The organism is Mesorhizobium sp. M1273, assembly GCF_040318195.1.
Taxonomy (GTDB): domain Bacteria; phylum Pseudomonadota; class Alphaproteobacteria; order Rhizobiales; family Rhizobiaceae; genus Mesorhizobium.
The window spans coordinates 1-25,941 of the sequence record NZ_JAMYLV010000024.1; the positions used below are offsets into that span (position 1 = coordinate 1).

A 25,941-nucleotide genomic window follows, 5' to 3' on the forward strand; every position below is an offset into this window, starting at 1 on the left:
AACGACGCAAAACAACCGTTGCAGGCAGGGCGCCGTCCACATATGGATCCCAGGGTCTCCGCGACGGAGCTTCGCTCCTGCTTCGCCCAGGGATGACGAAGGTGAGGGGCCTCGGCCAGCCTTACGGTCTTGCCTCAGCGCGTCAATTGCTGATTCATCCAAGGCGGTTAGCCGCCTTTTCTCCCGACCTGATTCAACGACCTCGCATAACGATTCAAAGCGAAAGGACCAAGCCATGGCCACGACGAAACTTCTGACCGATGCCGAGGTCGAGGCCATTCCCGCTGTCAAGGCGGTGTTCGACGACATCCGCGCGACGCGCAAATCCGATTTCGTCAACAATTTCTGGCGTGGGCTGGCCAATGATCCGGTCTCGCTGAAGCGGGTGTGGGAGCAGCTCAAGGCGGTGATGGTCGCTGACAGCGCCATCGATCCGCTTACCAAGGAGATGATCTACATCGCCGTCTCGACCGCCAATGGCTGCTCCTATTGCGTCCACTCGCACACCGCCGCAGCGCGGGCCAAAGGCATGACCGACGCGCAGCATGGCGAGTTGGTGTCGGTCATCGGGCTGGCCGGGCAAACCAACCAGATGGTGACAGCGCTGCAGATCCCGGTCGATCCGGAGTTCGAGGTGCGGTGAGGTGAGGCGCGGCGCCTTCCCTTCTCCCCTTGTGGGAGAAGGTGGCCGGAGCGAAGCTCGGTCGGATGAGGAGTGCTGGACGGATCACTGCCTTGGAGACGTAAGTGCTTCAAATCGCTGGCAATTTCTCCGCCGAGTTCCTTCCGGCACCCCTCATCCGTCTCGGCGCTACGCGCCGATCCACCTTCTCCCACAAGGGGAGAAGGGATGCGCGCTACACCGGCCGATATACCCGCTCCGCCGTGTTCCAGAAGATATCGGCCTCTGCCGCCGTGCCGTGCTTGCCCACCGCTTCCCGGTGCGCCTTGATCAGCTCGGAATGGCTGGTCCACAGCTTCTCGATCGGGAAGTTCGAGCCGAACATCAGATGATTGCTGCCGAGGATGTCGATGGCGTTGTCGACGATATAGCCGATCAGCGCCGGGTCGTTGCGGTGGACGAAGGTGCCGAGCCCGGACAGCTTTGCATAGAGGTTGGGCGCCGCTGACAGCGTGCGCAGGCCGGACTTCCACGCCTCGGTGGTCTCCGGCTCCATGTCGGTCAGCATGCCGGCGTGGGTGAGAATGAAATTCGTCTCGGAGTTGTCGCCGACGAGCGTCAGCCCGTCCTTCATCTGGGCGGGGAAAAGCTGCAGGTCGAAGGACAGGCCGTAATCCTTGAGCCGCGCGACATTGGCCCGCACCTTCGGGTCGATGACCTGATCGGCCGAGGCGGCGAAGCGGAAGGCCGGCGTTCCGTGCCAGTGCAGCTGCATGCGCACGCCGCGCAGCAGCGGATATTTTTTCAGCCGGTCGATCTGGGGCCTGATATCGGCCACCGTCATATCGGCATAGCCCACGATGGCGTGCGGCCAGCCGGTTTCTTCCGCGGTCTTCTGCAGGAACGCCACCTCTTTCTCGAAATCCTCCTTGGCCCAGTTGGTCTGGACATAGACCGCCTTCTCGACGCCTGAACCTTGCTGGTCGGCGAGGAATTCCTCGATCGGATAGTCGCGGCGGATCGGCTCGTATGGACCGAAGATGCGTGGCACCATCGGCCCGACCAGCCATGGCTGGTCCTTTTGGCGCCAGATGTGGAAATGCGCGTCGATCGCCTTCTGCATCACGAAACCCTCCTCCAGATTGCCGCGGCCGCCGGAGCTGGGCGGGCGAGCGACAGGATGAACTCGGTGAGGCCCGCGATGGACGAGCCGTCGACCAGGTCGTCGAGCACCGGCAGGATGGCGCGAAGTGCTGCCGTGGCCGGCCGAAAACGCGGATCGCCGGCCAGCGGCGTCGCCAGCGAAAGCCGAAAGGCGCGGGCGCTCAGCCGGCGCATCGCGGTCTCCAGCTCGGCATGATCGCCGCGCTCCAGCGCATCGGACAGGATGACGATTGCCGCCCCGCGCGCAAAAGCGGAGAAGCGCGGCACCGACAGGAAGGCGAGCAGTGTCGGTCCCATGCGGGTGCCGCCGTCCCAGTCGTCGACCTGCGCAGCGGCGCGGGCCAGCGCCTGGTCGCGATCGCGAATGCGCAGCGGCGAGGTGATGCGGGTCAGCCGTGTGCCGAAAGTGAATACCTCCGCCCGGTCGGCGCCTTGCACGGCCGCGTGCGCCAGTTTGAGGTAGTCCGATGTGTAGAGCTTCATCGAGCCGGACACGTCGATCAGGATGAGAAGCTTGCGCGGCACGGACTGGCGGCGGCGCAGCAACGGCGAGGGGACATCACCATCGGCACTGACGATTTCCCGCAATGATCGGCGCAGATCGAGTTTGCCGCGCGAATGCGTGCGCACGGTGCGGAAGGAGCGGCGCGCGGGCAAAGCGGTGGCGAGCTTGCGGCGGAAGGCGGCAAGCCCGTCGCTGTCGCGCTGGAACTCGCGGACGCTCAACTGTTCGCTGGCCGAAGACAGTTCGCCGCCTTCCTCCTGGCGGACCACCTCGATTTCTTCTTCGCCCGTTGCACCATCGTCCTTGATGCGGGTTTCCTCGTCGGCCTCGCCTTCGACCAGCGCCGCGGCGTCGCCATAGAAATGGCTCCGGAAATGCGCCTCGAATTCGTCGCGGCGGTCGGGCGGCGGCGCCAGCGTGGCAAGAGCCGCCTCGCGGATGTCGTTCATCGAGCGGGGCCCGAGCAGGGTTACGGCCTGCATGAAGTCTGATACCTGCTCCGGCGCGACAGCAAAGCCGTAGCGGCGGAGCAGCCGGCCGAAGCCGAGCATTGGGGTTGCGGCGCGCGGCAAGCTTTCTCCCCGCATCATTCCTTCGCGCCCCCCTCTGTCCTACCGGACATCTCCCCCTCAAGGGGGGAGATTGGCAGCTTCGACGCTCCGCTCAGCCCTGCAATGTTGGAGTTTAGCGAAAGCCGGGATGACATCTGATCTCCCCCCTTGAGGGGGAGATGCCAAGTGGTGGCAAAGAGGGCAGGACAGAGGGGGGTGCTGTCCCGCCAACGTTGCGGAATGGACGGGAGGAGGGGATTGCCGATTTCCCGGCTCACGCCAGCGCCTCCTCGACAATCTTGCCGAGCTCGGGCGCGATGCAGGAAAGGTCCTCCTCGTCCTTGATCAGCACGCCGATGGCGCGGCGAAACGCTTGCGGCCACGGGCTGCCGCCCTTTTCGAGGATGGTCGCGGCATTGGCCCATTCGACCGCCTCGGCGATGCCTGGCGGCTTGGCCAACGGACGGGCGCGAATGTCGCGCACGGCCGAGGCAACGGCGCGGGCCGTGGCCTCGGCGACATCGCCGGCGCGCAGCATGATGATCTCGGCTTCGCGCCCGGCGTCGGGATAGGTGATCCAGTGGTAGACGCAGCGCCGCCGCAGCGCTTCGGCCAGTTCACGGGTGCGGTTCGAGGTCAGGATGACGATCGGCTGCGCCGTCGCGCGAATGGTGCCGCGCTCGGGAATGCTGATCTGGAAATCGGACAGGAACTCCAGCAGCAGCGCTTCGAATTCATGGTCGGACCGGTCGATTTCATCGACCAGCAGCACGCGCTTTTCCGGCGCCTTCAGCACCTGCAGCAGCGGCCGCGCGATCAGGAAGCGATCGTCGTAGATGTCGACCTCGCGCTCGCCGGCATGGCGGATGGCGAGCAACTGGCGCTGGTAGTTCCATTCGTAGAGCGCATGCGCGGCATCGATGCCCTCATAGCATTGCAACCGCACCAGATCACGCCCGAGCAGCTCGGCTATCGCCTTCGCCGCTTCGGTCTTACCGACGCCGGGCGCGCCCTCGAGCAGCAGCGGCTTGCCCAGCCTGATCGCCAGGAAGATAGCGGTGGCCAGGCTTTCGTCGGCCAGATAGCGCGAGGCGGCGAGGCGGATCGCCACCGCCTCCGGCGAGGTCGCGACAGTTTCGGCGCTTCTCTTGGGCATTTCCAACACTCAGTTTGGCGCGCCGGCTTGCGCCTTCAGCGCCCGCAGGATGCGCTCCGGCGTGATCGGCAGCGTGTCGATGCGCACGCCGACGGCGTCGAAGACGGCATTGGCCACCGCGGGGATCTGCGGGTTGGCGCACATTTCGCCAGGCCCCTTGGCGCCGTACGGCCCGTCCGCCGAGGGCCTCTCCAGCACGATGATCTCGGTTTGCGCGAGATCGCCAGGACCCGGCATCAGATACTGATTGAAATCGGTGCCGCCGTGATCGCGGTTGGGATAATAGGGTTCGGTCGTTTCGTAGAGCGCATGGCTGATGCCCATCCACGAGCCTCCGACGAGCTGCTGCTCGACCATTTTCGGGTTCAGCGCGCGGCCGATCTCAAAGACGTTCTTCACGGTCAGCACGGTGACCTCGCCGGTCTCGTCGTCGACCTCGACCTCGGCAACCGTGCAGGCGTGAGCGTAGCAGGTCGAGGGCTTCATCGCGCCGGTCTCTTTCTCCGGATAGGAGCGCGGGATCAAAAACATGCCGCGGCCGGAAATCGAGCGGCCGCGCTTGAAATGCGCCGACAGCGCGACATCGAAGATCGAGATCGATTTTTGTGGCGCGCCCTTGACCAGGATGTTGCCCTGGCCATCGGTCTCGAGGTCCGACGCATTGACCTCCAGCTCCTCGGCCGCTACTTCCAGCATCACCTGGCGGGCTTCCCTGGCCGCCTGGATAACCGCATTGCCGGCGCGGTGCGTGCCACGAGAAGCGAAGGTGCCCATGCAGTGCGGGCCGGTGTCGGTGTCGGCGGTGTCGACGACGACGCGGTCGGTCGGCACGCCGATCGTCTCGGCGCAGATCTGCGCCATGATCTGCTTCATGCCCTGGCCGAGATCGACGCTCGACAGCGTGACCATGAAATTGCCGGTCGGCGTCGAATGGACCAGCGCCTGGGTCGGGTCGCCGCCGAGATTCATGCCGGTCGGATAATTGATCGCGGCGACGCCGCGTCCGCGCCTGATCGCCATCTCAAGCTTCCTTCGCGTAAGACGACATCGCCATGAATTTTTCCGCTACCGGCCAGTTGGCGGCGCGCGAGGCTTCCTGCATGCACTCGATCAGCGCAGCACCCTCGGTCGGCTGCCGATGTGCTTTCATGTCGCCATCGCGATAGGCGTTGATGAAACGGAATTCGAGCGGGTCCATGCCGATCAGCCGGGCGAGCTTGTCCATCTGTACCTCTAGCGCGAAATCGCCAATGGTGACGCCGAAGCCACGCATCGCCGAGGACGGGGTGCGGTTGGTGTAGACGCAGTAGGTGTCGATCCAGACATTCGGGATCGTATACGGGCCGGGATAATGCCCGGCGCCCTTCTGCGCGCCGTAGGGCGAATGGCGCGAATAGGCGCCGGCGTCGGTGTAGCCGGTCACTTTGCGCGCGACGATGCGGCCGTCGTTCATGACGCCGTCCTTGATGACGACTTTCTCGGCGGCGCGCGGCGAGGAAATCTGCATCTCTTCCTCGCGGCTGTAGATAAAACAGACCGGTCGTCCTGTTATTTTGGCGCCAAGGATGGCGATCGGCTCGACGATTACGTCGACCTTGCCGCCAAAGCCGCCGCCGACAGTGCCGCCGACGAAATGCAGCTTGTTGCCGGGCATCTGCAGGATGATCGAGGCGTTATCGAGAGTGAAGAACATCGCCTGCGTGTTGGTGTAGCAGGTGAAGCGGTCGTTGCCCTCCGGCGCGACGATGCAGCCGGTCGTTTCGGTCGGCGCATGCTCGATCGGTGAAGACTGGTAGGTCTGTTCGAGCACGTGGTCGGCTCCTGTAAAGCCTGCCTCGACATCGCCGAAGCGCACCTTGCGGCATTCGCCGCTATCGTAGAGATAGTAGTTCCGGCCATGGTACTCATTGACGATCGGCGCGCCGGGCTTCAGCGCTTCGTCCATGTCGAAGACGGCCGGCAGCACCTCGTAGTCGACCTTGACCTTGGCGGCGGCTTCCTGGGCGGCACGCTCGGTCTCGGCCAGCACCGCGACCACGGCCTCGCCCTTCCAGCGCACCTTGCCGTCAGCCAGCACCGTCTCGTCCTCCGGCCCGATCTGGATCAGGATCAGGATGGTGTAGACATTGTGCGGCACATCCTTGGCGGTCAGCACCTTGACGACGCCGGGGTGCTTTTCCGCCTCTGACGTATCGATGCTGCGGATGCGGGCGTGATGATGCGGGCTGCGCACCATCTTCAGGTGCAGCATGCCGGGAAAATTGCGATCGGCGAAATAGGCGGTCCTGCCGGTAACATGGCCGGGTGAATCCGAACGCGGCCGCGGCTGGCCGATCTCGTGCAGATCGTCCTTGCGCTGGTCGGCGAAATAGCTCTTGCGGAGTTCCATTTTCTTGACTCCCCTCAAGCCGCGTTCTGCGAATTGGAGCGCGCGGCGGTCAGAACTGCCTGGATGATCGGTTCGTAGCCGGTGCAGCGGCAGATATTGCCGGACAGTGCCTCGACCACATCCTCGCGGCTGGGGTTGGGGGTTTGGTCGAGCAGCACCTTGGCGGCCATGATCATGCCCGGCGTGCAGAAACCGCATTGCGTCGCGAAGGCGTCGAGGAAAGCGCGTTGCAGCGGATGCAGCACGCCGCCTTCCGCCAGCCCCGTGGTCGTGGCGATAGTCGCGCCATTGCAGGTCTCGGCCAGCGTCAGGCAGGACAGCCTGAGCTCGCCGTCGATGATGACCGAGCACGCCCCGCAGGTGCCTTGATGGCAGCCGCCCTTCGGCGAGGTGTCGCCGATCTTGTCGCGCAGCGCATGAAGCAGCGTTGTGCCGCTGTCGATGAATTCGGCCTTTTCGGCACCATTGAGCGTGAACTGAACCGGGACCTTTGCCATCTTTTTACTCCTTGCGCCGCAGCCAGGCGGACATACGCGCCACGGTCTTTCAGGCGAGCAGCAGCCGGCCGAGATGGACCGGCAGGACTTCGTTGCGATACCAGGCACTGGCGATCGGATCGGTTCGCGGCGAAGTGCCGTCGCGGGCAACAGCCAGTGCCGGTGCGATGCCCTGGCTCGTGAGTTCCCGGCCAATCAGGGCCTTCTCCGCCGCCCTGGCACGGATCGGCCGGTCGGCCATGCAGCCGAGCGCGATCCGCGCGGACGACACGGTGCCGTCCGGTGCGTGCTCCAGCACGGTCGCGATGCTCAGCACCGAAATGCCCTTTGGCTTGACCCTCGACACTTTCAGGAAGCGAAAGCCGCCTTCCTTCGGAAGCGTGAAGCCGACCGCAGTGACGATGGCGTGGTTGCTTTCGCGTTTCGCCAGGAAGGTTTCGATCGGGAGTTCGCCGTCGCCGGTGTTGACGGTTGCGTCCAAGGCCAGCAGTGCAACGGTGAAATCGCCGTAAGGCGCTGGCGCGAAGAGATTGCCGCCGACCGTTGCCATGTTGCGGATCGCCGGGCCGCCGACGGCGCGCGCTGCGTGGGCCAGCGGAGCGAGATCCGCATGACGGGCGATCGCCGCCATGGTCACCGAAGCGCCAATGCGGACCGTGCCGCCGGAGACGGTGATGGCCGACAACGCCGGGTCGGTCGACCTGACGAAACCGGAGATCGACACGTCGCCTTCATTGGCGGCGCGCACGACCAGTGTGCCGCCACCGAGATAGCGGGCGCCGGCGGCTTTCAGCGCCGCGCCGGCGTCCTTCACCGTCGCGAAAGTCTGCAATGCAAGCGTCATGGAACGCTCCTGTTTGTCAGCTCAATTCAGTTCAACCTTGGCCGGCAAAATGGGCCTTCAGGGCGTTGAAGCCGCCCTGGAAGACGTTGGCGCCCATGCCTTCGGCCAATTTATCGGCTTCCTCGGGAGCGGCGTCGAAGCTGGCGGTCCATTCGGCATAGGTGCGGTCGCCGTCGGTCACCCGCCGCAACTGCAGCGTCGCCTTGTGGTTGGTGAGCGGCTGCGGCGTCTCCAGGATGGCGTAGCTGACGAGGAAGTTCTCGTCGGAGAAGTCGAGCAGCTTTTCGCGGAGGCGGGCGCCGCTGGCGAGCTGGAAATTGCGCACGCAGCCGATCGTGCCGGCATCCTTGCCGTCCTCGATATGGCTTTCGACCATGCGCGGGTGCCAGGTCGGCAGGCCGTTGAAGTCGCGTATGCGCGCCCAGACCTTTTCGACCGGTGCGTCGATGACGCTGGAGATGGTGACTTTCGCCATATGATCGTTCCCTTGCAAATCAGCTGCTTGGGAGGGTAGGGCGGCAGGCTCGGCAGCGCTTATCAATGCGTCTTGAACGCCTATCAAATAGTCTGAAAAACGGGCGCTCAGCTGATCGCCCGCGCCGCTTCGCGGTAAAGCGTCGGCGGGACGCCGACATGGTCGCGGAAGAAGCGCGAGAAATTGCCTTGCGTGGTGAAGCCGAGATTGCAGGCGACCGAGATCAGCGGCTCCTGCGACCACTGCAACTGCCGCACGGCTTCCTCCATGCGCAGCGTGTTCCAATAAACGTTGGGCGTCAGATTGGTCTGTTCCTTGAACAGCGCGAAGAAATGCGGCCGCGACAGGCCGACGCTGCGCGCCACGTCGTCGAAGCAGATGCGCTCGCAGACATTGGCTTTCATCAGCTGGATCGCCTTGCGGACGCGGAAGTCCTGCATGGTGTTGATGCGGGCGCGCACGGTCTGCGGTGCGGAGGCATCGGCGGCATCGAGTACGCTGTCGATGAAGCGCTCGATCTCGTAATTGGCGATGTCGTCGATGCTCTCATTGTCGCTGAGATGGTCGAGGAGGTTAGCCGCTGCCTTGTGCAGCCAAGGCTCGAGCGTGATTGCCGGGGCGGAGAACAGCGGCGCGGCGGAAGGCAGCTCGCGGCGTTTCCGTGCCCAGTCCGGATCGATGTAAAAGGCGAGGAACAGGCCGGGCGTGCCGTCGCGGGACAGAGCGTGGCTGTGCGGCTGGAAGGAATTGATGCCGGCGGCGGTGCCCGGTCCAAGCCGCACCGTCTCGCGGCCGATGGTCATCTCGCCGGCGGTGCCTTCCAGCCAGATGATGATATGCGCCTCGACATGGGCGTGGGTGACGAAGTCGCTGGCGACGTTCAGGACAGAAACATGTCCGAACCGGCCCCAGTAGAGCCTGATCGCTTCCGTCATGGGTATATCCTCCCGCAGGCGACTGGCCTCCCTTCGCCTGCTGCGAGCGATTGTGCGGCGCAGTTCGGGCTTGCGTCAAGACGGATGTGCACGTCCGGGCGCCGGCCATGCGCCGCACCGGCGGATTATCAGACCCGGCGATAGGAGCGCGTCCCCTTCCCCCTGTGGGAGAAGGTGGATCGGCGCGCTAGCGCCGAGACGGTTGAGGGGTGTTGGAAGAAATGAGGCGATGGCAAACTGGAGCACCCCTCATCCGTCGCCTTCGGCGACACCTTCTCCAAGGGGGAGGCTGCGCTTGAACGTCAGTCGTTGCGCCTGAAATTGCGGATGCGGTCGAACAGCACGGCGAGCAGGATGGCGCCGCCGATGAACACGCCTTGCCAGAAGGCATTGATGCCGAGCAGGCCGAGGCTGTTGCGGATGACCTCGATCAGCGCCGCGCCGACGACCGCGCCGAAGGCTGTGCCCATGCCGCCGGCCAGGTTGGCGCCACCGATGACGGTGGCGGCGATCACCTGAAGCTCCATGCCGTTGCCGAGATTGGTGGTGACCGCGCCCAGCCAGCCGGTCTGGATGATGCCGGCAAGGCCAGCCGCCATTGCCGAGATCATGTAGACGACGACCTTGATCTGGCGCACCGGAACGCCGGTCAGCGTTGCCGCATGCTCGTTGCCGCCGATGGCGAAGATGTGCCGGCCGAATTTCGTCCAGCGCAGCACAAAGCCGGTAATCAACGCCAGCACGATCATGTAAAGCACCGGATTGGCGATGCCGAACACCCAGGCGCCGCCGCCCAGCGCCAGCAGCTTGTCGTGATCCGGCCCGAACTGGAAGACGACGGTGTTGTTGGAGGCGACCATGGCCAGGCTGCGCGCAATCGACAGCATGCCGAGCGTCACCACGAAGGGCGGGAAGCCGAGATAGGCGATCAGAACCCCGTTGAAGGCGCCGATGATCAGCGCCGTCGCGATCGCAGCGCCAATGCCGATCTCGATGCCGTAGCCGGCATGCATGGTGACGGCCAGCACCATCGAGCACAGGCAAAGCACCGAGCCGACCGACAGATCGATACCGCCGGTGATGATGACGAAGGTCATGCCGAGCGCCACGATGGCGACGAAGGTGACGTTGCGGGTGATGTTGTAGAGGTTCTTGGTCGTGGCAAAGGAATCCGTGGCCACCGACAGGAACAGGCAGGCGAGGATGACCGCGATCACCACCCAGAAGGTCTGGCTGGCAAACACCTTGCTCAGCAAGGTGTGCTGCTTGTGCGCGATCGTCTGATCAAGGGTGACTGCCATTATCGACCTTTTTTACTCATGGTTGAGGCGTCAATCATACCTGTTCGATGGCGCCGGTGATGAGTCCGGTGACTTCTTCCGGCGAACTCGATGCGATCGTCTTGTCGGCGACCTTGCGGCCGCGCCGCATGACGATGACGCGGTCGGCGACGTCAAAGACGTCGGGCATGCGGTGGCTGATCAGCACGACGGCGATGCCCTGGTCGCGCAAATGGCGGATCAGGTTCAGCACCTCGGCGACCTGGCGCACCGAGATCGCCGCGGTCGGCTCGTCCATCAGCACGATCTTGGCCTGCGAAAGCATGGTGCGGGCGATCGCCACCGCCTGCCGCTGGCCGCCCGACATTTGTTTGACCAGGTCGCGCGGGCGCGTTTCGGATTTCAGCTCGGCGAAGATCTGGCCGGCACGCTTGTACATCGCGGCATAGTCGAGGATGCGAAGCGGCCCGAGGCCGCGGCGCAATTCACGGCCGAGATAGACGTTGGCGGCGGCCGTCAGATTGTTGCACAGTGCCAGGTCCTGATGGACGATTTCGATGCCGTGCTGGCGCGCCTCGACCGGCTTGTGCAGGATCAGCTCCTTGCCGTCCATCTGCATCGTGCCATGGCTCGGCGGGAAATTGCCGGCGATCATCTTGACCAGCGTCGACTTGCCGGCGCCGTTGTCGCCCATCAGGCCGACAACCTGTCCGGCCTCGATCGACAACGAAACGTCGTTGACCGCCTGGATGGCGCCAAAATGCTTCGAGATGTTGGTGAGTTCGAGAACCGCCACCAGCCTTCTTGCCTCCCCGTGCTTTGGGGCCTGCGGTTCTGCCGCGGCCATTCGCTCTCCCCAGTTCCTCCCGGAAGCAGCGATTTTGCCCATTTACGCATATGCCTCCTTGGCGTCAACCACGGCTTCTTTCGAAAAATCAGTTTTGTAGGACAAATAGCATTGACGTCGGTGACAAGGCGATATTAGCTAAGTGTCGGAGGAGCTTGCGCCGAGCCACCGGGTTGCCGGAAGGAATCGGTGAGGGTTTGTCGGTCAGGGATTTGGTAACCAGCGATATCTGTCGGTGCCGGTCCGAGACTGAATATGAAAATGCTTATCGACCTGGCTTGGCGACACGAGTGCGACGTCCTCTGTCATCTTGCTCCGGGTCGATCTGTGTGTGGCGGGCACGTCGTGTCCGTTTGTTTCAAAGGGAGGACTGACATGAGGAAATCACTATTGCTCGCTGCCGCCGCCGTCATGGCGCTGGGTGCCGGGCCGGCCATGGCCAAGAAACAGCTCGTCATCGTCGTGAAGGGGCTCGACAATCCATTCTTCGAGGCCATCCACCAGGGTTGCGAGAAATGGAACAAGGAAAACGCCAGCTCGGAATATGAGTGCTTCTACACCGGACCGGCGTCGACCTCGGATGAGGCCGGTGAAGCCCAGATCGTCCAGGACATGCTGAGCAAGCCCGATACAGTGGCGATGGCGATTTCGCCGTCGAACGCGCCATTGATCGCGCAGACGATCAAAAGCGCCAATCCGTCGATCCCGATCATGACCCTCGACGCCGACCTCAGCAAGGAAGATGCGGCGCTGCGCAAGACCTATCTCGGCACCGACAACTACCTGATGGGTCACAAGATCGGCGAATACATCAAGAAGGCCAAGCCGAATGGCGGCAAGATCTGCACCATCGAAGGCAATCCGGCCGCCGACAACATCCTGCGCCGCGCGCAGGGCATGCGTGACGCGCTGTCGGGCAAGGACGGCCTCGCGGCGCTGGCGGGCGAAGGCGGCTGGACGGAAGTTGCCGGCTGCCCGGTGTTCACCAATGACGACGGCGCCAAGGGCGTGCAGGCGATGACCGACATCCTCGCCGCCAATCCCGATCTCGACGCCTTCGGCATCATGGGCGGCTGGCCGCTGTTCGGCGCTCCGCAGCCCTACCGCGACCTGTTCAAGCCGATGGCCGACAAGATCGCCAGCAACGCCTTCGTCATCGGCGCCGCCGACACGATCGGCGACGAGGTGGCGATTGCCCGTGACGGACTGGTGACCGCGCTGGTTGGCCAGCGGCCGTTCGAGATGGGCTACAAGGCGCCCTCGGTGATGATCGACCTGGTCGGCGGCAAGCCGGTCGCCGATCCGGTGTTCACCGGCCTCGACGAATGCACCAAGGACACCGTCGACACCTGCATCCAGAAGTAGGTTCGCAATTTCGGGGCGCCCTTCGACGGGCGCCCCGTTCGCACTGTCCATACAAAACGCACGAGGCGACGCTGCTTTGGAGCGTAGGCCGCTGCTTTGCCGTGCCCTGAGTTCAGGCTTTCGACAAGCAGCTGCCGGGGAATACCAATGCCGGACGCGACATCAAAAAAGCGACCCGCCAAATTCAAGGCAGAGGCTGAGCGGCCGGCCGGCGTTCGGCGTGCCGACGCCGCACACTTTCCCGGCTCGAGCGTGCATGCCTCGCTCGCCAATGAAATCGGGCTCAGGATCGTGCGCGGCGACTATCCGCCGGGAACCATCCTGCCCAACGAAGCCAAATGGTCGGAGACCTTCGACGTCAGCCGCTCGGCGGTGCGCGAAGCCATAAAAATGCTGATGGCGAAGAGCCTGCTGGCGTCACGCCCGAAGATCGGCAGCTGGGTCGAGCCGAAGGAGCGCTGGAACCTGCTCGATCGCGACGTGCTGGCCTGGTATGCGACCTCGCCGGACCGCGAGGTGTTCCTCAGGACCGTGCAGGAATTCCGCCACATCATCGAGCCGGAGGCCAGCGCCTTTGCCGCGATGCGGCGCACCGACGAGCAGATGGCCGAGATCAGCCAGGCCTGCCGCGAGATGGGCGAGGCGACCAATCTGCAGGAGCGAACGCGCGCCGACACGCGATTTCACCTCGCCATCCTGCGGGCCTCGGGCAACGATCTGCTGGTGCCGCTCGGCGTGCTGATCGAATCGGCGCTCGACCATTTGTTCCAGTTCGTCACCCGCGAGACCAGCGATCAGCGGCGGGCGCAGGCACTGCACGAGGCGATCGAGAAGAACATCCGCCTGCAGCGGCCCGCCGCAGCCCGCGCCGCGGTGCACAGGCTTCTTGCCAACACCGACGATGTCATCGGCCGGTCGCGGCGGTGATTTATAACGCAAAGTCCGGCGCCGCCCCTCATCCGGCTGCCGCCACCTTCTCCCCGTATAGTGACGGGGAGAAGGGGCTGGCCGCGATCTTGGCACACTCTTTGCAATGGAAATAGTTGGCGAAATCATCAGCGAAAGCGTCCTTCTCCCCGTCACTATACGGGGAGAAGTGCCCGGCAGGGCGATGAGGGGCGGCGCTGGCGTTGATTGAAAAATAGTGCGCCGTGCGCATTGCCCATGCGCTTAGATCGTCTGCATTTTTCGCATCCTTGGCCGGCATGACGTCGACACCGTTGAGCTTTGTGCGACCGGGGGCGTATTTTGTTCTTGCTTTGTGCCGGCAGCTATGCTACTAATTTTGGTATGGTGCTAATTGGCTCCAACGACCCGCCTCCCGAGGCGGGTTTTTTGTTTCTGGCTTCTTCCGATCGGAAGTGCGCGTGCTTTGGTGCACAGACTTCTCGCCAATACCGACGACGTTATCGGCCGGTTTCGGCGCTGATTCGATCGTTTCTCGGCCAACTGCGTGTAAGTCGGGTCAACCAGCAACGAAGGTCGATCATTCCCGTCAGTCGCAAATCGCAAATTTAGGAGATTAGCCGAAACCCTCCCTTCGTCATCCCAGGGTCTGCGCGACGTCGCTTCGCTCCTGCTCCGCCCTGGGATGACGAAGGTGTGGTGTCATATGCTAATCGCCAGCGTTGGAGATTGGGGGATGTAGCTGGTCGGCAGCGAACGTTTGCAGTTGCGACACTCCCAGGCGTTAATCCCAACGTTCTCAGATCGTCTGCTTTTTGCCATCCTTGGTGGGCATCAGGTCGACACCGTTGACCTTGCCGATATGCGTGGCCAGCATCGGCACATATTGATCGGCGGGGCCGACCGCGAAGGCGCAGGCGAAGGCGTTCTTGGTGGCGTTGCCAAGCGGGTTGGCGATGCCGGCAGCACCCGCCATCGATTCGAGATAGGTGAGGTCCTTGAGGGCGTTGGCGATGGTGAATTTGTGCGCGTCGCGGTCGCCTTCCAGCGTCCAGCGCATGAAGGTCTGGTAGAAGCCGCAGTCCATGCGGCCGTTGCGGATGACGCTGTCGAAGCGCGGCGGCGAGATGCCGACCTTCTGCGCCAGCGCCAGCGCCTCGGAATAGATCGCGGCGTAGCCGAGCGAAATGAAGTTGTTGAGCAGCTTCATGCGGTGGCCGTCGCCGGTGTCGCCGATATGGACGATGCGTCCGGACCAGGTGTCGAGCACTGGCTTCAGCCGGGCAAAGATCGCATCGGGCGCGCCGACCATGGCGTCGAGCGTGCCTTCCCAGGCCTCCTTCGGCGTGCGGCTGAGCGGGGCATCGACATAGTCGACGCCGAGCGCCTTGAGTTCGGCGGCCAGCGCCACCGTCGAGACAGGATCCGAGGTCGAACAGTCAACGACAACCGATCCCGGCTTCAGGCCCTCCTTGAGGCCGCCTGGACCCCGAATGATGGCTTCGACTTCGCGGGAACCGGTGACGCAGATGAAGACAACCGTCGATGCCGCCGCCACGTCGCGCGAGGTCGCCGCTTCCTTGGCGCCCCGGCCGAGCAGGTCTTCCGCGGGCTTGCGGTTCTTGCGGCCGAGAAACGTCAGCGGATAACCTTTGTCGACGATGTTCTTCGCGATCCCGTGCCCCATCAGGCCAAGCCCGATGAAGCCAATCTTTTCACTCGCGGCAGTCGTGTTCATGTCGTTTCGTCCTATTTGCAGTGATGGATGACGGCGCTGCACCTTGCCGGCGAATTGTTGAGGCGGTTTTTGCCGCATGCCATGGCAGGCGATTGCAGAGTTCGATATTGTCTGACAATACACATGAATTCCAGGGAATGTGGAGAGCAAAATGACAAAGCGGATCATGTTCACCGGCGGCAGCGGCAAGGCTGGGCGCCATGTCGTGCAGTATCTGGTCGAGCAGGGCTGCCAGGTGCTCAACATCGACACCAAGCCGCTCGACAATCCCAAGGTGCGCACGCTGATCACCGACATCACCGACAGCGGGCAGGTGTTCAATGCGCTGTCGAGCTATATCGGCCTGCACGAATTCGACCCGTCGCTGCGTTCGCAACCGATCGATGCCGTTGTGCATTTCGCGGCGATCCCGCGCATCATGATCACGCCCGACAATGAGGTGTTCCGCATCAACGCGCTCGGCACCTACAACGTCATCGAGGCCGCGGTGAAGCTCGGCATCCGCAAGGTGGTGATCGCCTCCAGCGAAACGACCTACGGGCTGGTCTTCGCCAACGAACCGCGCGATCCGACGCATTTCCCGCTCGATGAGGCGTACGACGTCGATCCGATGGACAGCTACGCGCTATCCAAGGTGGTCAACGAGAAGACGGCGCGCGCCTTTGCGCTGCGCAGCGGCTTCGACATCTATGCCTTGCGCATCGGCAACGTCATCGAGCCGCATGAATATTCGTTGTTTCCGAAATGGTTCGCCGATGCGGGTTTCCGCAAGCGGATCGCCTGGAGCTATATCGATGCGCGCGACCTCGGCCAGATCACGCTGCGCGCCATCGAGAAGGACGGGCTCGGCTACCAAGTGTTCAATGCCGCCAATGACGACACCTCGTCCGATCTGCCGACAGCCGAACTCCTGAGGCGGTTTTATCCCGATGTGCCGGTCAAGAGCGAACTCGGCGAATACGAGACGCTGCTCTCCAACCGCAAGGCGCGGGACGTGCTCGGCTTCCGGCCGGAACACAGCTGGCGGAAATATGTCAAGACGACCTGACGGGCGCAGCTGACGCGAAACGGCGCTGGGCCATGCCCGAATTGCTGGTCATGACTCGAGGCTCACACCCGCTAGGACCGATGCGCCGACACCTTCATGTCCGCCATCTGCATTGCCGCAACCGCCATCTTCTGGCTCTGATCAACGAGAGCCTAGTCGCGCTCATTGCGTGGCCTTCTAAAGCGCGTCGCGTTCGACCGGCTTCATGCGACGCGCTTTAGGTTCTTGTTTTGATGCATGTCGTTATCGCAAAACCGCTGCACACTTTTGCGCGACATGCATTAGGTTCAGGCGTTCGCCGTCGGGTTCATCCATACGATTTCCCAAACGTAGCCATCTGGGTCTTCAATGTGGCGGTTATACATGAAGCCAAGATCCTGTGCTGGGTTGGGATCGGCGCGACCGCCCGCCACAACCGCGCTGGTCAGTGTTGAATCGACGGCGTCGCGGTTATCGACAGTGAGGACGATCATTGCCTGGCTGTCGCGCCGTGCGTCGCCGATTGGGCGAGTAGTGAATTCGCGGTAGTGGTCATGGGTCAGCAGCATCACCCCGATCGTGTCCGAGAACATGAGCGAGGTGGATTTCTCGCCCGAAAACTGCGGGTTCACAGTGCCGCCTAGCGCCACGTAGAACGCCGTCGACGCCGATAGGTCACGGACAGGCAGGTTCACGAAAATCATTTTGGGCATCGATTTCTCCTTCTCCAGGGCTGCGCGCTGCGCTATTGTCTTACTACAATGTTAGTAGATGCAATGTATCTTGATTGCAAGATACATTTGCCGAGGGAATATTTGCCATGGATCGCGCCGAGGCCGCAGCTAAGGAATGGGCCCGCGAGCGCCCCGATCTTCCGTTGCTACCTGTTGAAACGGTAGGTCGTCTGCTTGATGCCGCCGCGCGGGTTATCCGCGATCACATGAACCCGTTGCTCAAAGAAGTAGGCCTGAATGTAGGTGAGTTTGATGTGCTCACGCCGCTCAGGCGCGCCGGTGAACCCCATATGCTTTCACCTACTCAGCTCTACGAATCGGCAATGATCTCCTCGGGCGGCATGACGAGCCGCCTGGACCGGCTCGAGCGCGCTGGGCTGATTGAACGACGCCCCGATCCCAACGACCGGCGCGGCAAGCAAATTGCGCTAACGACTGGCGGCAAGCGCGCGATAGACGATTTGATCGGTCCAATGGTGGCGCTAGAAGAGCAATTAATCTCCGTGCTGACGCCGGCGGAGCAGGAAACTCTTAACGCTCTACTTAAGAAATTGCTCACCGGCCTCTAGGATCGGGACTCATAACTGGGCATCAGGCGGCGGCGAAGGGCAAGCTTCGACAGCGGCCATGCCTTAGCTTTTTTCCCATCATCGTGATGATCTTGTGCTAACTTGAAAGCGGTTTGCACTGGACCTGCTGAAGAATGCCGAGGATCAGCCTGGACCATCGGTTGGCGTCACATGCCGATATGCCGGCGCTGGTCTTACTGATGAATGCAGCCATCGGCGAGCTTCAGAAGCCGTTCCTCACAGAGGAGCAGATCGCTTCGAGCCGAGCAATCATGGGGCTCGATACGCAACTCGTTGATGACGGAACATATTTCATTGCGGAGCAGAATGGCGTCCTGGCCGGTTGCGGCGGATGGAGTCGGCGCGCAACCCTCTACGGCGGCGACCGTTCTCCTGGGCGCGATGCAGCGCTGCTTGACCCGACGAAAGACGCTGCGCGCGTGCGCGCCATGTATACGCATCCCAGCTTCATCCGCCGAGGCGTGGGGCGCCTAATCCTCATGCTGTGCGAGGACGCCGCCCGCCGCGAGGGCTTCACAAGTGTCGAGCTTATGGCAACGAGGGCCGGCGAACCGCTGTATCGGGCCTGCGGCTTTGAGGCGGTTGAAGAAGTCGTCGACAACAGAGGCGGAGCGGGCGTGCCACTGTTGCGGATGAGGAAGGCGTTGTGAATGATCGGCGGGCTCGCACTCATAGCCAGTAGCTGACGGTAGCTGCGAGGCAGACGGCGGCAAGGAAGTTCGTCGCCGACCGATCGTACCGAGTGGCGATGCGGCGGAAATCCTTGAGGCGCCTGAACATGCGCTCGATGGCGTTGCGCTCGCGGTAGAGGAACGGTGAGAAGCAGTTTTTCCAGCGCCGGTTAGCCTTCGGCGGGATGTTCGGCATCGTCCCTCTGCCCTCGACCTTATGGCGGATGGCATTGGTGTCGTAGCCCTTGGGTCCGAACGCTAGGTCGTTGTCCACGTCAGCAGTCACCTCTTCCTCTGAATCAATGAGTCCTGACCCTACTTGTCTTTCCAGAATTCGGCCTGGAGTTGCGCCGCTTCATCGGCAAGCAGCGGGCCGACGACTTCAGTCGGACGCTGCCCAGCTTCGAAGACGATCCTGCAGGGCAGGTCGAGTGTGGGATTCTCGACGTGTGCGCCCGTCAACCCCTTGAGGTCATGTTCGCTCTGCCCAAAGACGACCCGTCCGATGCCCGCCCAATAGATTGTCCCGGAGCACATCGCGCAAGGTTCGGCCGAAGTGTAGAGTGTGCAAGAGGCCAGCTTTTCGAGACTGAAATTCATCCCCGCCCACGAGGCCAGCAGCCTTTCGGCATGAGCGGTGCGGTCGCCCCCTCCGGCTTTGTAACCGTTGGGCTGCTCGCGCAACACATTGCCGTCTTTGTCAGCGAGGAGCGAACCAAAGGGATGTTCGCCAGCATCGCGGGCCTTGCGCGCGACTTCGAACGCCTGACGGAGCAGGCGCTCATCATAAGGGCGTTGTGGCATCCAAATCCTCCGGCAGTGCCGCTTGATCATAGTGCCGAACAATCCGCCGACACAAGTCAACAACCTAAAGCGCGTCGCGTTCGACCGGCCTCATGCGACGCGCTTTAGGTTCTTGTTTTATGCATGTCGTTATCGCAAACCGCTGCACACTTTTGCGCGACATGCATTAGGCTCAGGACTCGTTGCGCTTGGGGCGTTGAGCCAGCCAGATGCTGCCGATGACGAAAACGACGCCGGCGATCTGAGGCAAGGTCAGCGTCTGATCCAGGAATACCCATCCAAGCAGCACGGCGGTCACCGGGCTGAGGAAAAGCAGCGATGACACCACTGCGGATTCCAGTCGCGCAATGCCCCGGAACCAGAGGACATAGGTCAGCGCCGCACCGATCAGCCCGAGCCACGCCAGTCCAAGCAGGTTGGCGCCGGTCGGGAGCGGGATGGAAGGCTCGAAAAGCAGAGCCACTGGAACGAGCAGCAGACCGCCGGCGGTCAGTTGCCATGCCGTGAAGGTAAGCAGCGATACTGGCGGTTGCCACTTACGGGCCAATACGCTTCCGAAGGCCATGGAGGCCGCCCCGGCGAGGCCGGCGGCAACGCCGACCGCATCGAGCGCCGCATTCGGGGTCAGCACCAGCAATGCGACACCTGCGATCCCGACAAGGGCGGCGACGATCGCCAACCGACGGACAGGGCTGTCAAGCAGGGCAGCGGCAAGGAAAATCACCATCAACGGCTGGACCGACAGCACGGTCGCGGCGACCCCGCCCGGAAGCCGGTAGGCGGCGACAAACAACATGCTCAGGAAGATCGAGATGTTGAGGGCTCCGAGCACGCAACTGCGTAGCCACCAGATGCCCGTTGGCAGTTGCCGGACGATCGCGAGCAGCAGCAATCCGGCGGGCAAGGCACGCAGCATTGCGACCGTCATCGGCGAAAAATTCGGCAGGAACTCGGTGGTGACGATATAGGTACTGCCCCATATTGCGGGTGCTGTCGCTGTAAGCAACAGATCGAAACGGCGCGTTGTCATAAGATCTCCAGAACTTCGGCAAGAGGGCGGCGAGGCTTTTGCGGCCAGTTTCCGGACGCGGCGCGGCCGACCGCGATGAGCATCACCGGCACCTCATTGCGCCCAAGGCCAAACTCGCGCGCCACGCCTTCGGCATCGAAGCCTGCCATCGGACCGGAGCCGAGGTCCAGCGCTTCGGCCGCGAAAATCAGCGTTGCAGCGCCAAGCGTTGCCGAGCGCACCGCTTCGTCGCGGGCCGCTAGAGGATCGGCATATTGGGCGCGGGCGCCCTGCTGCCAGCCCGAAGCCATATCCGCCGGCATGAAGCCGGCTTCGACGAAAGGACGCAGCCTGGCATTGAGGGCAGCGTGGTCGGGCAGTACGCCGCAGATGATGAAGGTGACCGCTGCTTCCTGCACCTTCACCTGGCCGTGGGCCACGCTGCGCAACCGCGCCTTTGCTTGCGGCGTCCGCACGGCGATGAAACGCCAATTCTGAAGGTTGTAGGCGCTTGGCGCGCGCGTTGCGAGACGTGCCAGTTCCTCGATCTCGGCATCCGTCAATTCGTGCGAGGCATCGAACCGATTGGCCGACATGCGGCGCTCGATAAGGAAAATTGCGGGGTTGGTCATCATGTCATTCCGAAACTGAGAAAGTCGTTCGGGAAGCAGATAGAGAATTTACCAAGGAGCGATAATATGCAACAATTGCAAGACATTATTTACTGGAAGAGAATGGTGCGATGGATCGCCTGACGGCGTTGCAGGTTTTCCGCCAGGTGGCGGAACTGAACAGCTTTGCCGAAGCCGGACGGCGGCTCGGTCTCTCGCCTCCCGCTATCAGCAAGAACATCGCCGAGCTGGAGGCGCATCTGGGGGTGCGGCTCATCAACCGGACAACGCGGCGCATGGCGCTGACCGAAGAGGGCAGGATCTACCTGGAGCATGTCACGCATGGGCTCGATGCGCTGGCCAAGGCCGACCAGGTGCTCGGCCCGATCAAGACGGCGCCGAGCGGCACGTTGCGGATCAGCGCGCCGATGACTGTCACGTTGACGCGGCTTTCGGCTGCCATCCCCGCGTTTCTATCGCGCTATCCCGATTTGAAACTCGATCTGCATCTTGACGACAGACGCGTCGATATCGTGCGGGAGGGATTTGACCTGGCCATTCGCGGCAGCGACAATCTCGAGGATTCCAGCCTGGTCGCCAGAAAGCTTGCGGTCATGCCGCACGTGCTTTGCGCAGCTCCGTCCTACTTTGAGGAGCATGGGCGGCCCAAAACGCCTGCCGATTTGAAGGCGGCCAATTGCATCCGGTTCAGCCTCTCGGGGCATGCGGACATATGGGAATTCCGCAAGGACGGCCGCGCCGAGCGGATCGCCATCGACGGACGATATTCGGTCTCGTCAAGCCTTGCCGTGCGCGATGCGCTGCGCGCCGGCTTCGGCGTCAGCCTGATCCCTTATCCCTATGTCGAGAGCGACCTTAAAGCAGGCCGGCTGCAATCGGCTCTGGATGATTGGGACAAGGTCGAAACCACGCTCTACGCGGTCTATCCGGCACGCCAGCATCTTGCCCCGAAAATCCGCGTCTTCCTTGATTTCCTGATCGAGGAATTCAGCCGGAACAAAGAGAAACCGTTCGTGCCTCCCCGGCGTGAACGCTCGGCAAAGCGCGGTGTCGGCGAGGGGACGGAGGCGGAAAATCAAGCTGAGATATTGCCGTCGATTTCATCTCCTTGACACGCCTCCAAATCCGGACTTTGTGGAGCTATGCAGGACGCGAAGCCGAATAAGGGAAAGACAGCGGCCGAGGCGTTCGCCGAACGCACGAGCGGTATTCGCCGGGCCGATGCGGCGCGCATGCCGGGATCGAGCGTGCATGCGTCGCTGGCCAACGAGATCGGGCTGAGGATCGTGCGCGGCGATTATCCGCCGGGAACCATCCTGCCCAACGAAGCCAAATGGTCAGAGACCTTCGACGTCAGCCGCTCGGCGGTGCGCGAAGCCATAAAAATGCTGATGGCGAAGAGCCTGCTGTCGTCACGTCCCAAAATCGGCAGCTGGGTCGAGCCTAAGGAACGCTGGAACCTGCTCGATCACGACGTGCTGGCCTGGTATGCGACCTCGCCGGACCGCGAGGTGTTCCTCAGGACCGTGCAGGAATTCCGCCACATCATCGAGCCGGAGGCCAGCGCCTTTGCCGCCATGCGACGCACCGACGAGCAGATGGCCGAGATCAGCCAGGCCTGCCGCGAGATGGGCGAGGCGACCAACCTGCAGGAGCGGACGCGCGCCGACACGCGGTTTCACCTCGCCATCCTGCGCGCCTCGGGCAACGATCTGCTGGTGCCGCTCGGCGTGCTGATCGAATCGGCATTCGATCATCTATTTGCTTATACCACGCGGGAACTCGACGATTTGCAGCATGCGCAGAGGCTGCATGAGGCAATCGAGAAGAGCATCCGCCTGCAGCGGCCGGACGCGGCGCGCAATGCGGTGCGCAAGCTGCTGGCCAATACCGACAGCGTAATCAAGTCCAGGTAGCCGCCGCCACACATTCAAACAGTCGGATTGTGTCGGTGCGGCCGCCGATGGTGCGCGCTTGACCAATGTTTGCCGGCGAGGTTTCGGCACGAATGGTTCCCGTCAATCGATACGAAATGGGTCTGTTTGACGAACCGGCTGCCGATTAGCTTCCAGATGCGCAAGTCGCTTGGGTCGACCTTAACAACAAGCATAGGGGAAATCGGCATGAGCATGAAAAATGGGCTATCGAAAATTGGCTTCCACGTCAGCCGGGTTGTCGCCATTTCGGCGGTGGCCTTGCTGCCGGTCTTCGGCGCAGCGGCCATGGCGCAGGACAAGGATATCTCGATCTACTTTGTCGGCTGTGCCGCACCGACGGGCTTTCATGGCTATCTGGCACGCGGCGCCGAGGAGGCCGGCAAAAACCTCGGCGTGAAGGTCACCTATATTTTCCCGGATCAGCTTACCATTTCAAACCAGGTGCAGAAGATCGAGGAGGCGATCGCCGCCCAGGCCAACGGCATCGCCATCTGCGCCTTCGCCGAGGATTCTTCCTATGCCGATGTCGCCGCGCGCGCCAAGGAAGCCGGCATTGCCTTCGGCAGCGCCGCCGCGCCGCCGTCCGGTTCGCAAGTGCGCGATCCCAACGATTTCTTCCTGTTCCGCACCGGATCGGATGAAGCGGCGGCGGGCAAGTTGACGGCGCAGCGACTGGTCTCGATGGGCGTCAAGGGCCGCGTCGTGGTCGCCAATCAACAGCCGGGCGACGCGAGCTGCCAGCTCAGGGCGACGTCGCAGATCGATGAGCTCAAGAAGGCCGGCATCGAGGCCGACTTCCTCGAACTGACCATGGATCCGGGCCAGCAGGCGGAAGCGCTGTCAAATTACCTGCGCGTGCACCCCGATACGGCCGCGGCCACGAGCACATGCGACGTGATCGACGGTTTCCTCTCCGCCAAGGCAGACAGCGGCCGGGACGACCTGGTGCTCACCGGCTACGACATCGTCGCGCAATCGCTCGATGCGATAAAGGATGGCCGGCAGGCGTTCACCATCGACCAGCAGCAGTTCTGGCGCGGCTACATGCCTGTGCTGCTCCTGACCCACTACCTGAAATACGGCCTGATCGAAGGTAACTACTTCCTGACCGGTCCGACGGTCGTCGACAAGGACAATGTGGAGCGCGTCTCGGCATTGGTGAAGCAGGGCTATCGCTGATGCACGCCGCCCAAAAGTCCATCAGTGGTTTTTGGACGACAGCAAAAACCTAGCACGCGTCCAGGACGGGCGGCCAAGCCGCCCGTTCGCCATCTTCGTGGCCACTCTTGTATCGGGGTGACGGCATGAACGAACAGCCCGGGCCGAATGCGGCCAACAAGCCTTTCTCCCGTGTGGTCGCCGGCGAGGCGCTGAGACGGCTGATGCTGCGGCCGGAGGCGACGTCGATCGCGGCCGTCGTCATCCTGTTCCTGGTCTTCACCGCACTCAGCCCGCAGCTTTTCCCCACCAGGCTGTCCTACATCAGCATCATGGCCGTCGCGGCCGAACTCGGTATCGTCAGCGTCGGCGTCACGTTGCTGATGATCGGCGGTCACTTCGACTTGTCGGTGGGCGCGGTGCTCGGTCTCACCTCGTTCGTCTGCGTGGTGCTGATGCGCGACTTCGGCCTGCCACCGATCGTCGCCGCGCCGGTCGCGGTGGCCGTCGGAGCCGCGCTTGGCTGGGCCAACGGCATGATCGTGGTCAGGTTCCGCATCCATTCCTTCGTCGTGACGCTCGGCACCATGCTGATCTGGCGCGGCATACTGATCGCGCTGACCGGCGGCTTTCCGATGACGGTCGCCATTCCGCCTGGGTTCAAGGCCATAATGGCGGGTCCGCTGCTTGCCGGCTTTCGTATGTCGATGCTGTGGTTCCTGGCAATCGGGCTGGCAGGCACCTTCCTGCTGGCGCGCACCAGGTTCGGCAACTGGATCCAGGCACGTGGCCAGAACGAACAGGCGGCGCGCAATCTCGGCGTACCGGTGGACCGCGTCACCGTCGTCCTGTTCATGATCACATCGGCGCTGGCAGCCATCGCCGGCGTCATCCAGGTTGCCCGCTTTTCCTCCGTCGACGCATTGCGCGGCGAGGGCATCGAACTGCAGGCGGTAGCCGTTACCGTTATCGGCGGGACGCTGCTGGCCGGCGGCTACGGCAGCGTCATCGGCACCATTCTCGGAGCCGTCACCTTCGGCATGATCCAGGTCGGCCTGGTGCTGGCAGGCGCTCCCGGCCATTTCTTCCGCACGCTCACCGGCGTCATTGTCGTCGGCGCGGTCATCCTCAATACCTCGGTGGCGCGCCGCATCGCCAAATCCAGGCCGATGGGCGGCTTCAAGCGCGACAGCAGTGCTGCCGACGCGGCGATTGCCGGCAACGCGGCAACGGCGGCGAAGGAGAAGACGCGATGAGCGAGCCGTCTGGCCTGGATGCCCAGCGCGGGGCCCGGCTGCCGGCCGGCAGCGGCTCCGACGACCTGACCCTTCGCCGCCCTCCGGTCGAGCCGGTCGCTGCCGGCGCGGTGCCGGTGATCGAGGCTGTCAACCTGTCGAAAGGGTTCGGCGCCACCACCGCGCTGGTCGACGTGTCGCTAAGCGCCTATGCCGGACGCATCCTGGCGCTGCTCGGCGACAACGGCGCCGGCAAATCGACCTTGATCAAGATCCTGTCCGGCGTCTTCCCGCCGGACAGGGGAGAATTGCGCTTCAACGGCGAGAAGGTGGCTTTCGCCAACCCGGCTCAGGCGCGCGAACGCGGCATTGCCACGGTGTTCCAGGACCTTGCCGTCTGCGAATTGCTGTCGGTCACACGCAATGTCGTGCTCGGCCGCGAACCGCTGAAAGGTTTCGGACCGTTCAAATGGCTCGACATGAAACGCGCCGACGACATGGCGCGCTCGGCGCTGCATCAGCTCGGGGTGCGCTGGGAACGCGGCCTGGACGAACGCGGCGTCAACATCTCCGGCGGCGAACGCCAGTCCCTGGCAATCGCAAGAGCCATGTTCTTCGGATCGTCGCTGCTTGTGCTGGATGAGCCTACGTCGGCTCTGGCCGTGCGTCAGGCAGGCCGGGTGCTCGAGCACATTCTCAGGGCACGCGAGCAGGGCCAGGCGGTCATCCTGATCACCCACAATTTCCGTCACGCGCTCTCGGTGGCCGACGATCTGGTGGTTCTGGCGCAGGGGCGCGTGGCGGGCCGGTTCCGGCGTGACGAGATCGAGCTCGACGAATTGACCGACCTCGTTGCCCGTGTCGGGTGAG

General features: G+C 63.1%; 29 protein-coding genes. 11 read left to right on the top strand and 18 right to left on the bottom strand.

Annotated elements, in window-relative coordinates; translation table 11 throughout:
- Positions 1-235 precede the first annotated feature (235 nt).
- Complete coding sequence (locus tag NKH30_RS22580) at positions 236-643, top strand: carboxymuconolactone decarboxylase family protein (protein WP_352997121.1); 408 nt, start codon at positions 236-238, stop codon at positions 641-643.
- Between the two features lie 214 nt (positions 644-857).
- On the opposite strand, the gene NKH30_RS22585 is transcribed toward NKH30_RS22580, so the two are convergent.
- The 11 genes from NKH30_RS22585 to NKH30_RS22635 all read right to left on the bottom strand — a co-directional run bounded on the left by NKH30_RS22585 (position 858) and on the right by NKH30_RS22635 (position 11,214).
- Positions 858-1,745 carry an amidohydrolase family protein gene (locus tag NKH30_RS22585; protein ID WP_352997191.1) on the bottom strand — a complete coding sequence of 296 codons (888 nt, stop codon included), beginning with the start codon at positions 1,743-1,745 and terminating at the stop codon, positions 858-860.
- Positions 1,745-2,881 (bottom strand): vWA domain-containing protein, encoded by a 1,137-nt coding sequence (locus NKH30_RS22590; protein WP_352997123.1) that lies wholly within the window; start codon positions 2,879-2,881, stop codon positions 1,745-1,747. Before NKH30_RS22590 ends, NKH30_RS22585 begins: the two co-directional genes overlap by 1 nt.
- Positions 2,882-3,116: 235 nt before the next feature.
- Complete coding sequence (locus NKH30_RS22595; protein WP_352997125.1) at positions 3,117-3,998, bottom strand: AAA family ATPase; 882 nt, start codon at positions 3,996-3,998, stop codon at positions 3,117-3,119.
- 9 nt (positions 3,999-4,007) lie between these two features.
- Positions 4,008-5,018 (bottom strand): xanthine dehydrogenase family protein molybdopterin-binding subunit, encoded by a 1,011-nt coding sequence (locus NKH30_RS22600; protein ID WP_352936922.1) that lies wholly within the window; start codon positions 5,016-5,018, stop codon positions 4,008-4,010.
- 1 nt (position 5,019) lies between these two features.
- Complete coding sequence (locus tag NKH30_RS22605) at positions 5,020-6,387, bottom strand: xanthine dehydrogenase family protein molybdopterin-binding subunit (protein ID WP_352997127.1); 1,368 nt, start codon at positions 6,385-6,387, stop codon at positions 5,020-5,022.
- 14 nt (positions 6,388-6,401) lie between these two features.
- Entirely contained in the window at positions 6,402-6,884 is a 483-nt protein-coding gene (locus NKH30_RS22610) for a (2Fe-2S)-binding protein (RefSeq protein WP_352997129.1), read from the bottom strand.
- A gap of 49 nt (positions 6,885-6,933) precedes the next feature.
- Positions 6,934-7,728 carry an FAD binding domain-containing protein gene (locus NKH30_RS22615; RefSeq protein ID WP_352997131.1) on the bottom strand — a complete coding sequence of 265 codons (795 nt, stop codon included), beginning with the start codon at positions 7,726-7,728 and terminating at the stop codon, positions 6,934-6,936.
- A gap of 31 nt (positions 7,729-7,759) precedes the next feature.
- Positions 7,760-8,203, bottom strand: coding sequence for an SRPBCC family protein (locus tag NKH30_RS22620; protein WP_352997133.1), 444 nt, complete (start codon positions 8,201-8,203; stop codon positions 7,760-7,762).
- A gap of 107 nt (positions 8,204-8,310) precedes the next feature.
- The gene (locus NKH30_RS22625; protein WP_352474974.1) at positions 8,311-9,138 is read right to left on the bottom strand and encodes a helix-turn-helix domain-containing protein; all 828 of its coding nucleotides are present in this window, start codon (positions 9,136-9,138) and stop codon (positions 8,311-8,313) included.
- A 302-nt stretch (positions 9,139-9,440) separates the two neighbouring features.
- Positions 9,441-10,439, bottom strand: a complete 999-nt coding sequence (locus tag NKH30_RS22630) for an ABC transporter permease (protein ID WP_352453761.1) — start codon at positions 10,437-10,439, stop codon at positions 9,441-9,443.
- Between the two features lie 34 nt (positions 10,440-10,473).
- Positions 10,474-11,214, bottom strand: coding sequence for an ATP-binding cassette domain-containing protein (locus tag NKH30_RS22635; protein WP_023675804.1), 741 nt, complete (start codon positions 11,212-11,214; stop codon positions 10,474-10,476).
- Between the two features lie 426 nt (positions 11,215-11,640).
- Between NKH30_RS22635 and NKH30_RS22640 the strand changes: the two genes are divergently transcribed.
- Together NKH30_RS22640 and NKH30_RS22645 are read left to right on the top strand one after the other, a co-directional pair.
- Positions 11,641-12,630: a sugar-binding protein gene (locus tag NKH30_RS22640; protein WP_352453763.1), complete on the top strand. Its 990-nt coding sequence runs from the start codon at positions 11,641-11,643 to the stop codon at positions 12,628-12,630.
- 147 nt (positions 12,631-12,777) lie between these two features.
- On the top strand, positions 12,778-13,557 hold the full coding sequence (locus tag NKH30_RS22645; RefSeq protein WP_352453764.1) for a FadR/GntR family transcriptional regulator: 780 nt from the start codon (positions 12,778-12,780) through the stop codon (positions 13,555-13,557).
- A gap of 28 nt (positions 13,558-13,585) precedes the next feature.
- Here the strand turns inward: NKH30_RS22645 and NKH30_RS22650 are convergent, their stop codons facing one another.
- Entirely contained in the window at positions 13,586-13,837 is a 252-nt protein-coding gene (locus NKH30_RS22650) for a hypothetical protein (RefSeq protein WP_352683613.1), read from the bottom strand.
- A gap of 498 nt (positions 13,838-14,335) precedes the next feature.
- On the bottom strand, positions 14,336-15,274 hold the full coding sequence (locus NKH30_RS22655) for an NAD(P)-dependent oxidoreductase (protein WP_352901609.1): 939 nt from the start codon (positions 15,272-15,274) through the stop codon (positions 14,336-14,338).
- Between the two features lie 151 nt (positions 15,275-15,425).
- Here NKH30_RS22655 and NKH30_RS22660 point away from each other — a divergent pair, with 151 nt between their 5' ends.
- Complete coding sequence (locus NKH30_RS22660) at positions 15,426-16,322, top strand: NAD-dependent epimerase/dehydratase family protein (RefSeq protein ID WP_352780625.1); 897 nt, start codon at positions 15,426-15,428, stop codon at positions 16,320-16,322.
- Between the two features lie 287 nt (positions 16,323-16,609).
- Here the strand turns inward: NKH30_RS22660 and NKH30_RS22665 are convergent, their stop codons facing one another.
- Positions 16,610-17,014 carry a VOC family protein gene (locus NKH30_RS22665; RefSeq protein WP_352531794.1) on the bottom strand — a complete coding sequence of 135 codons (405 nt, stop codon included), beginning with the start codon at positions 17,012-17,014 and terminating at the stop codon, positions 16,610-16,612.
- A 107-nt stretch (positions 17,015-17,121) separates the two neighbouring features.
- Here NKH30_RS22665 and NKH30_RS22670 point away from each other — a divergent pair, with 107 nt between their 5' ends.
- Both NKH30_RS22670 and NKH30_RS22675 read left to right on the top strand, forming a co-directional pair.
- A complete protein-coding gene (locus tag NKH30_RS22670) occupies positions 17,122-17,604 on the top strand; it encodes a MarR family winged helix-turn-helix transcriptional regulator (protein ID WP_352531796.1) in 483 nt (160 codons plus the stop codon).
- Positions 17,605-17,765: 161 nt separating this feature from the next.
- Positions 17,766-18,275 carry a GNAT family N-acetyltransferase gene (locus NKH30_RS22675; RefSeq protein ID WP_352997136.1) on the top strand — a complete coding sequence of 170 codons (510 nt, stop codon included), beginning with the start codon at positions 17,766-17,768 and terminating at the stop codon, positions 18,273-18,275.
- A gap of 19 nt (positions 18,276-18,294) precedes the next feature.
- Here NKH30_RS22675 and NKH30_RS22680 read toward each other — a convergent pair whose 3' ends face one another.
- The 4 genes from NKH30_RS22680 to NKH30_RS22695 all read right to left on the bottom strand — a co-directional run bounded on the left by NKH30_RS22680 (position 18,295) and on the right by NKH30_RS22695 (position 20,741).
- Positions 18,295-18,600, bottom strand: a complete 306-nt coding sequence (locus NKH30_RS22680) for a transposase (RefSeq protein WP_352531832.1) — start codon at positions 18,598-18,600, stop codon at positions 18,295-18,297.
- An 11-nt stretch (positions 18,601-18,611) separates the two neighbouring features.
- Complete coding sequence (locus NKH30_RS22685) at positions 18,612-19,100, bottom strand: nucleoside deaminase (protein ID WP_352531833.1); 489 nt, start codon at positions 19,098-19,100, stop codon at positions 18,612-18,614.
- A 172-nt stretch (positions 19,101-19,272) separates the two neighbouring features.
- Entirely contained in the window at positions 19,273-20,130 is an 858-nt protein-coding gene (locus NKH30_RS22690) for an EamA family transporter (protein ID WP_352531800.1), read from the bottom strand.
- The gene (locus NKH30_RS22695) at positions 20,127-20,741 is read right to left on the bottom strand and encodes a nitroreductase family protein (RefSeq protein WP_352997139.1); all 615 of its coding nucleotides are present in this window, start codon (positions 20,739-20,741) and stop codon (positions 20,127-20,129) included. The genes NKH30_RS22690 and NKH30_RS22695 overlap by 4 nt, the downstream gene beginning before the upstream one ends.
- Positions 20,742-20,851: 110 nt before the next feature.
- On the opposite strand from NKH30_RS22695, the gene NKH30_RS22700 reads away from it, so the two are divergent.
- The 5 genes from NKH30_RS22700 to NKH30_RS22720 all read left to right on the top strand — a co-directional run bounded on the left by NKH30_RS22700 (position 20,852) and on the right by NKH30_RS22720 (position 25,940).
- Positions 20,852-21,853: a LysR family transcriptional regulator gene (locus NKH30_RS22700; RefSeq protein WP_352997141.1), complete on the top strand. Its 1,002-nt coding sequence runs from the start codon at positions 20,852-20,854 to the stop codon at positions 21,851-21,853.
- A 30-nt stretch (positions 21,854-21,883) separates the two neighbouring features.
- Positions 21,884-22,657, top strand: coding sequence for a FadR/GntR family transcriptional regulator (locus NKH30_RS22705; RefSeq protein ID WP_352997143.1), 774 nt, complete (start codon positions 21,884-21,886; stop codon positions 22,655-22,657).
- Between the two features lie 207 nt (positions 22,658-22,864).
- The gene (locus NKH30_RS22710) at positions 22,865-23,857 is read left to right on the top strand and encodes a substrate-binding domain-containing protein (RefSeq protein WP_352997145.1); all 993 of its coding nucleotides are present in this window, start codon (positions 22,865-22,867) and stop codon (positions 23,855-23,857) included.
- Between the two features lie 125 nt (positions 23,858-23,982).
- Positions 23,983-25,092 (top strand): ABC transporter permease, encoded by a 1,110-nt coding sequence (locus NKH30_RS22715; protein ID WP_352997147.1) that lies wholly within the window; start codon positions 23,983-23,985, stop codon positions 25,090-25,092.
- Positions 25,089-25,940: an ATP-binding cassette domain-containing protein gene (locus NKH30_RS22720; protein WP_352542457.1), complete on the top strand. Its 852-nt coding sequence runs from the start codon at positions 25,089-25,091 to the stop codon at positions 25,938-25,940. Before NKH30_RS22715 ends, NKH30_RS22720 begins: the two co-directional genes overlap by 4 nt.
- Position 25,941: the final 1 nt, after the last annotated feature.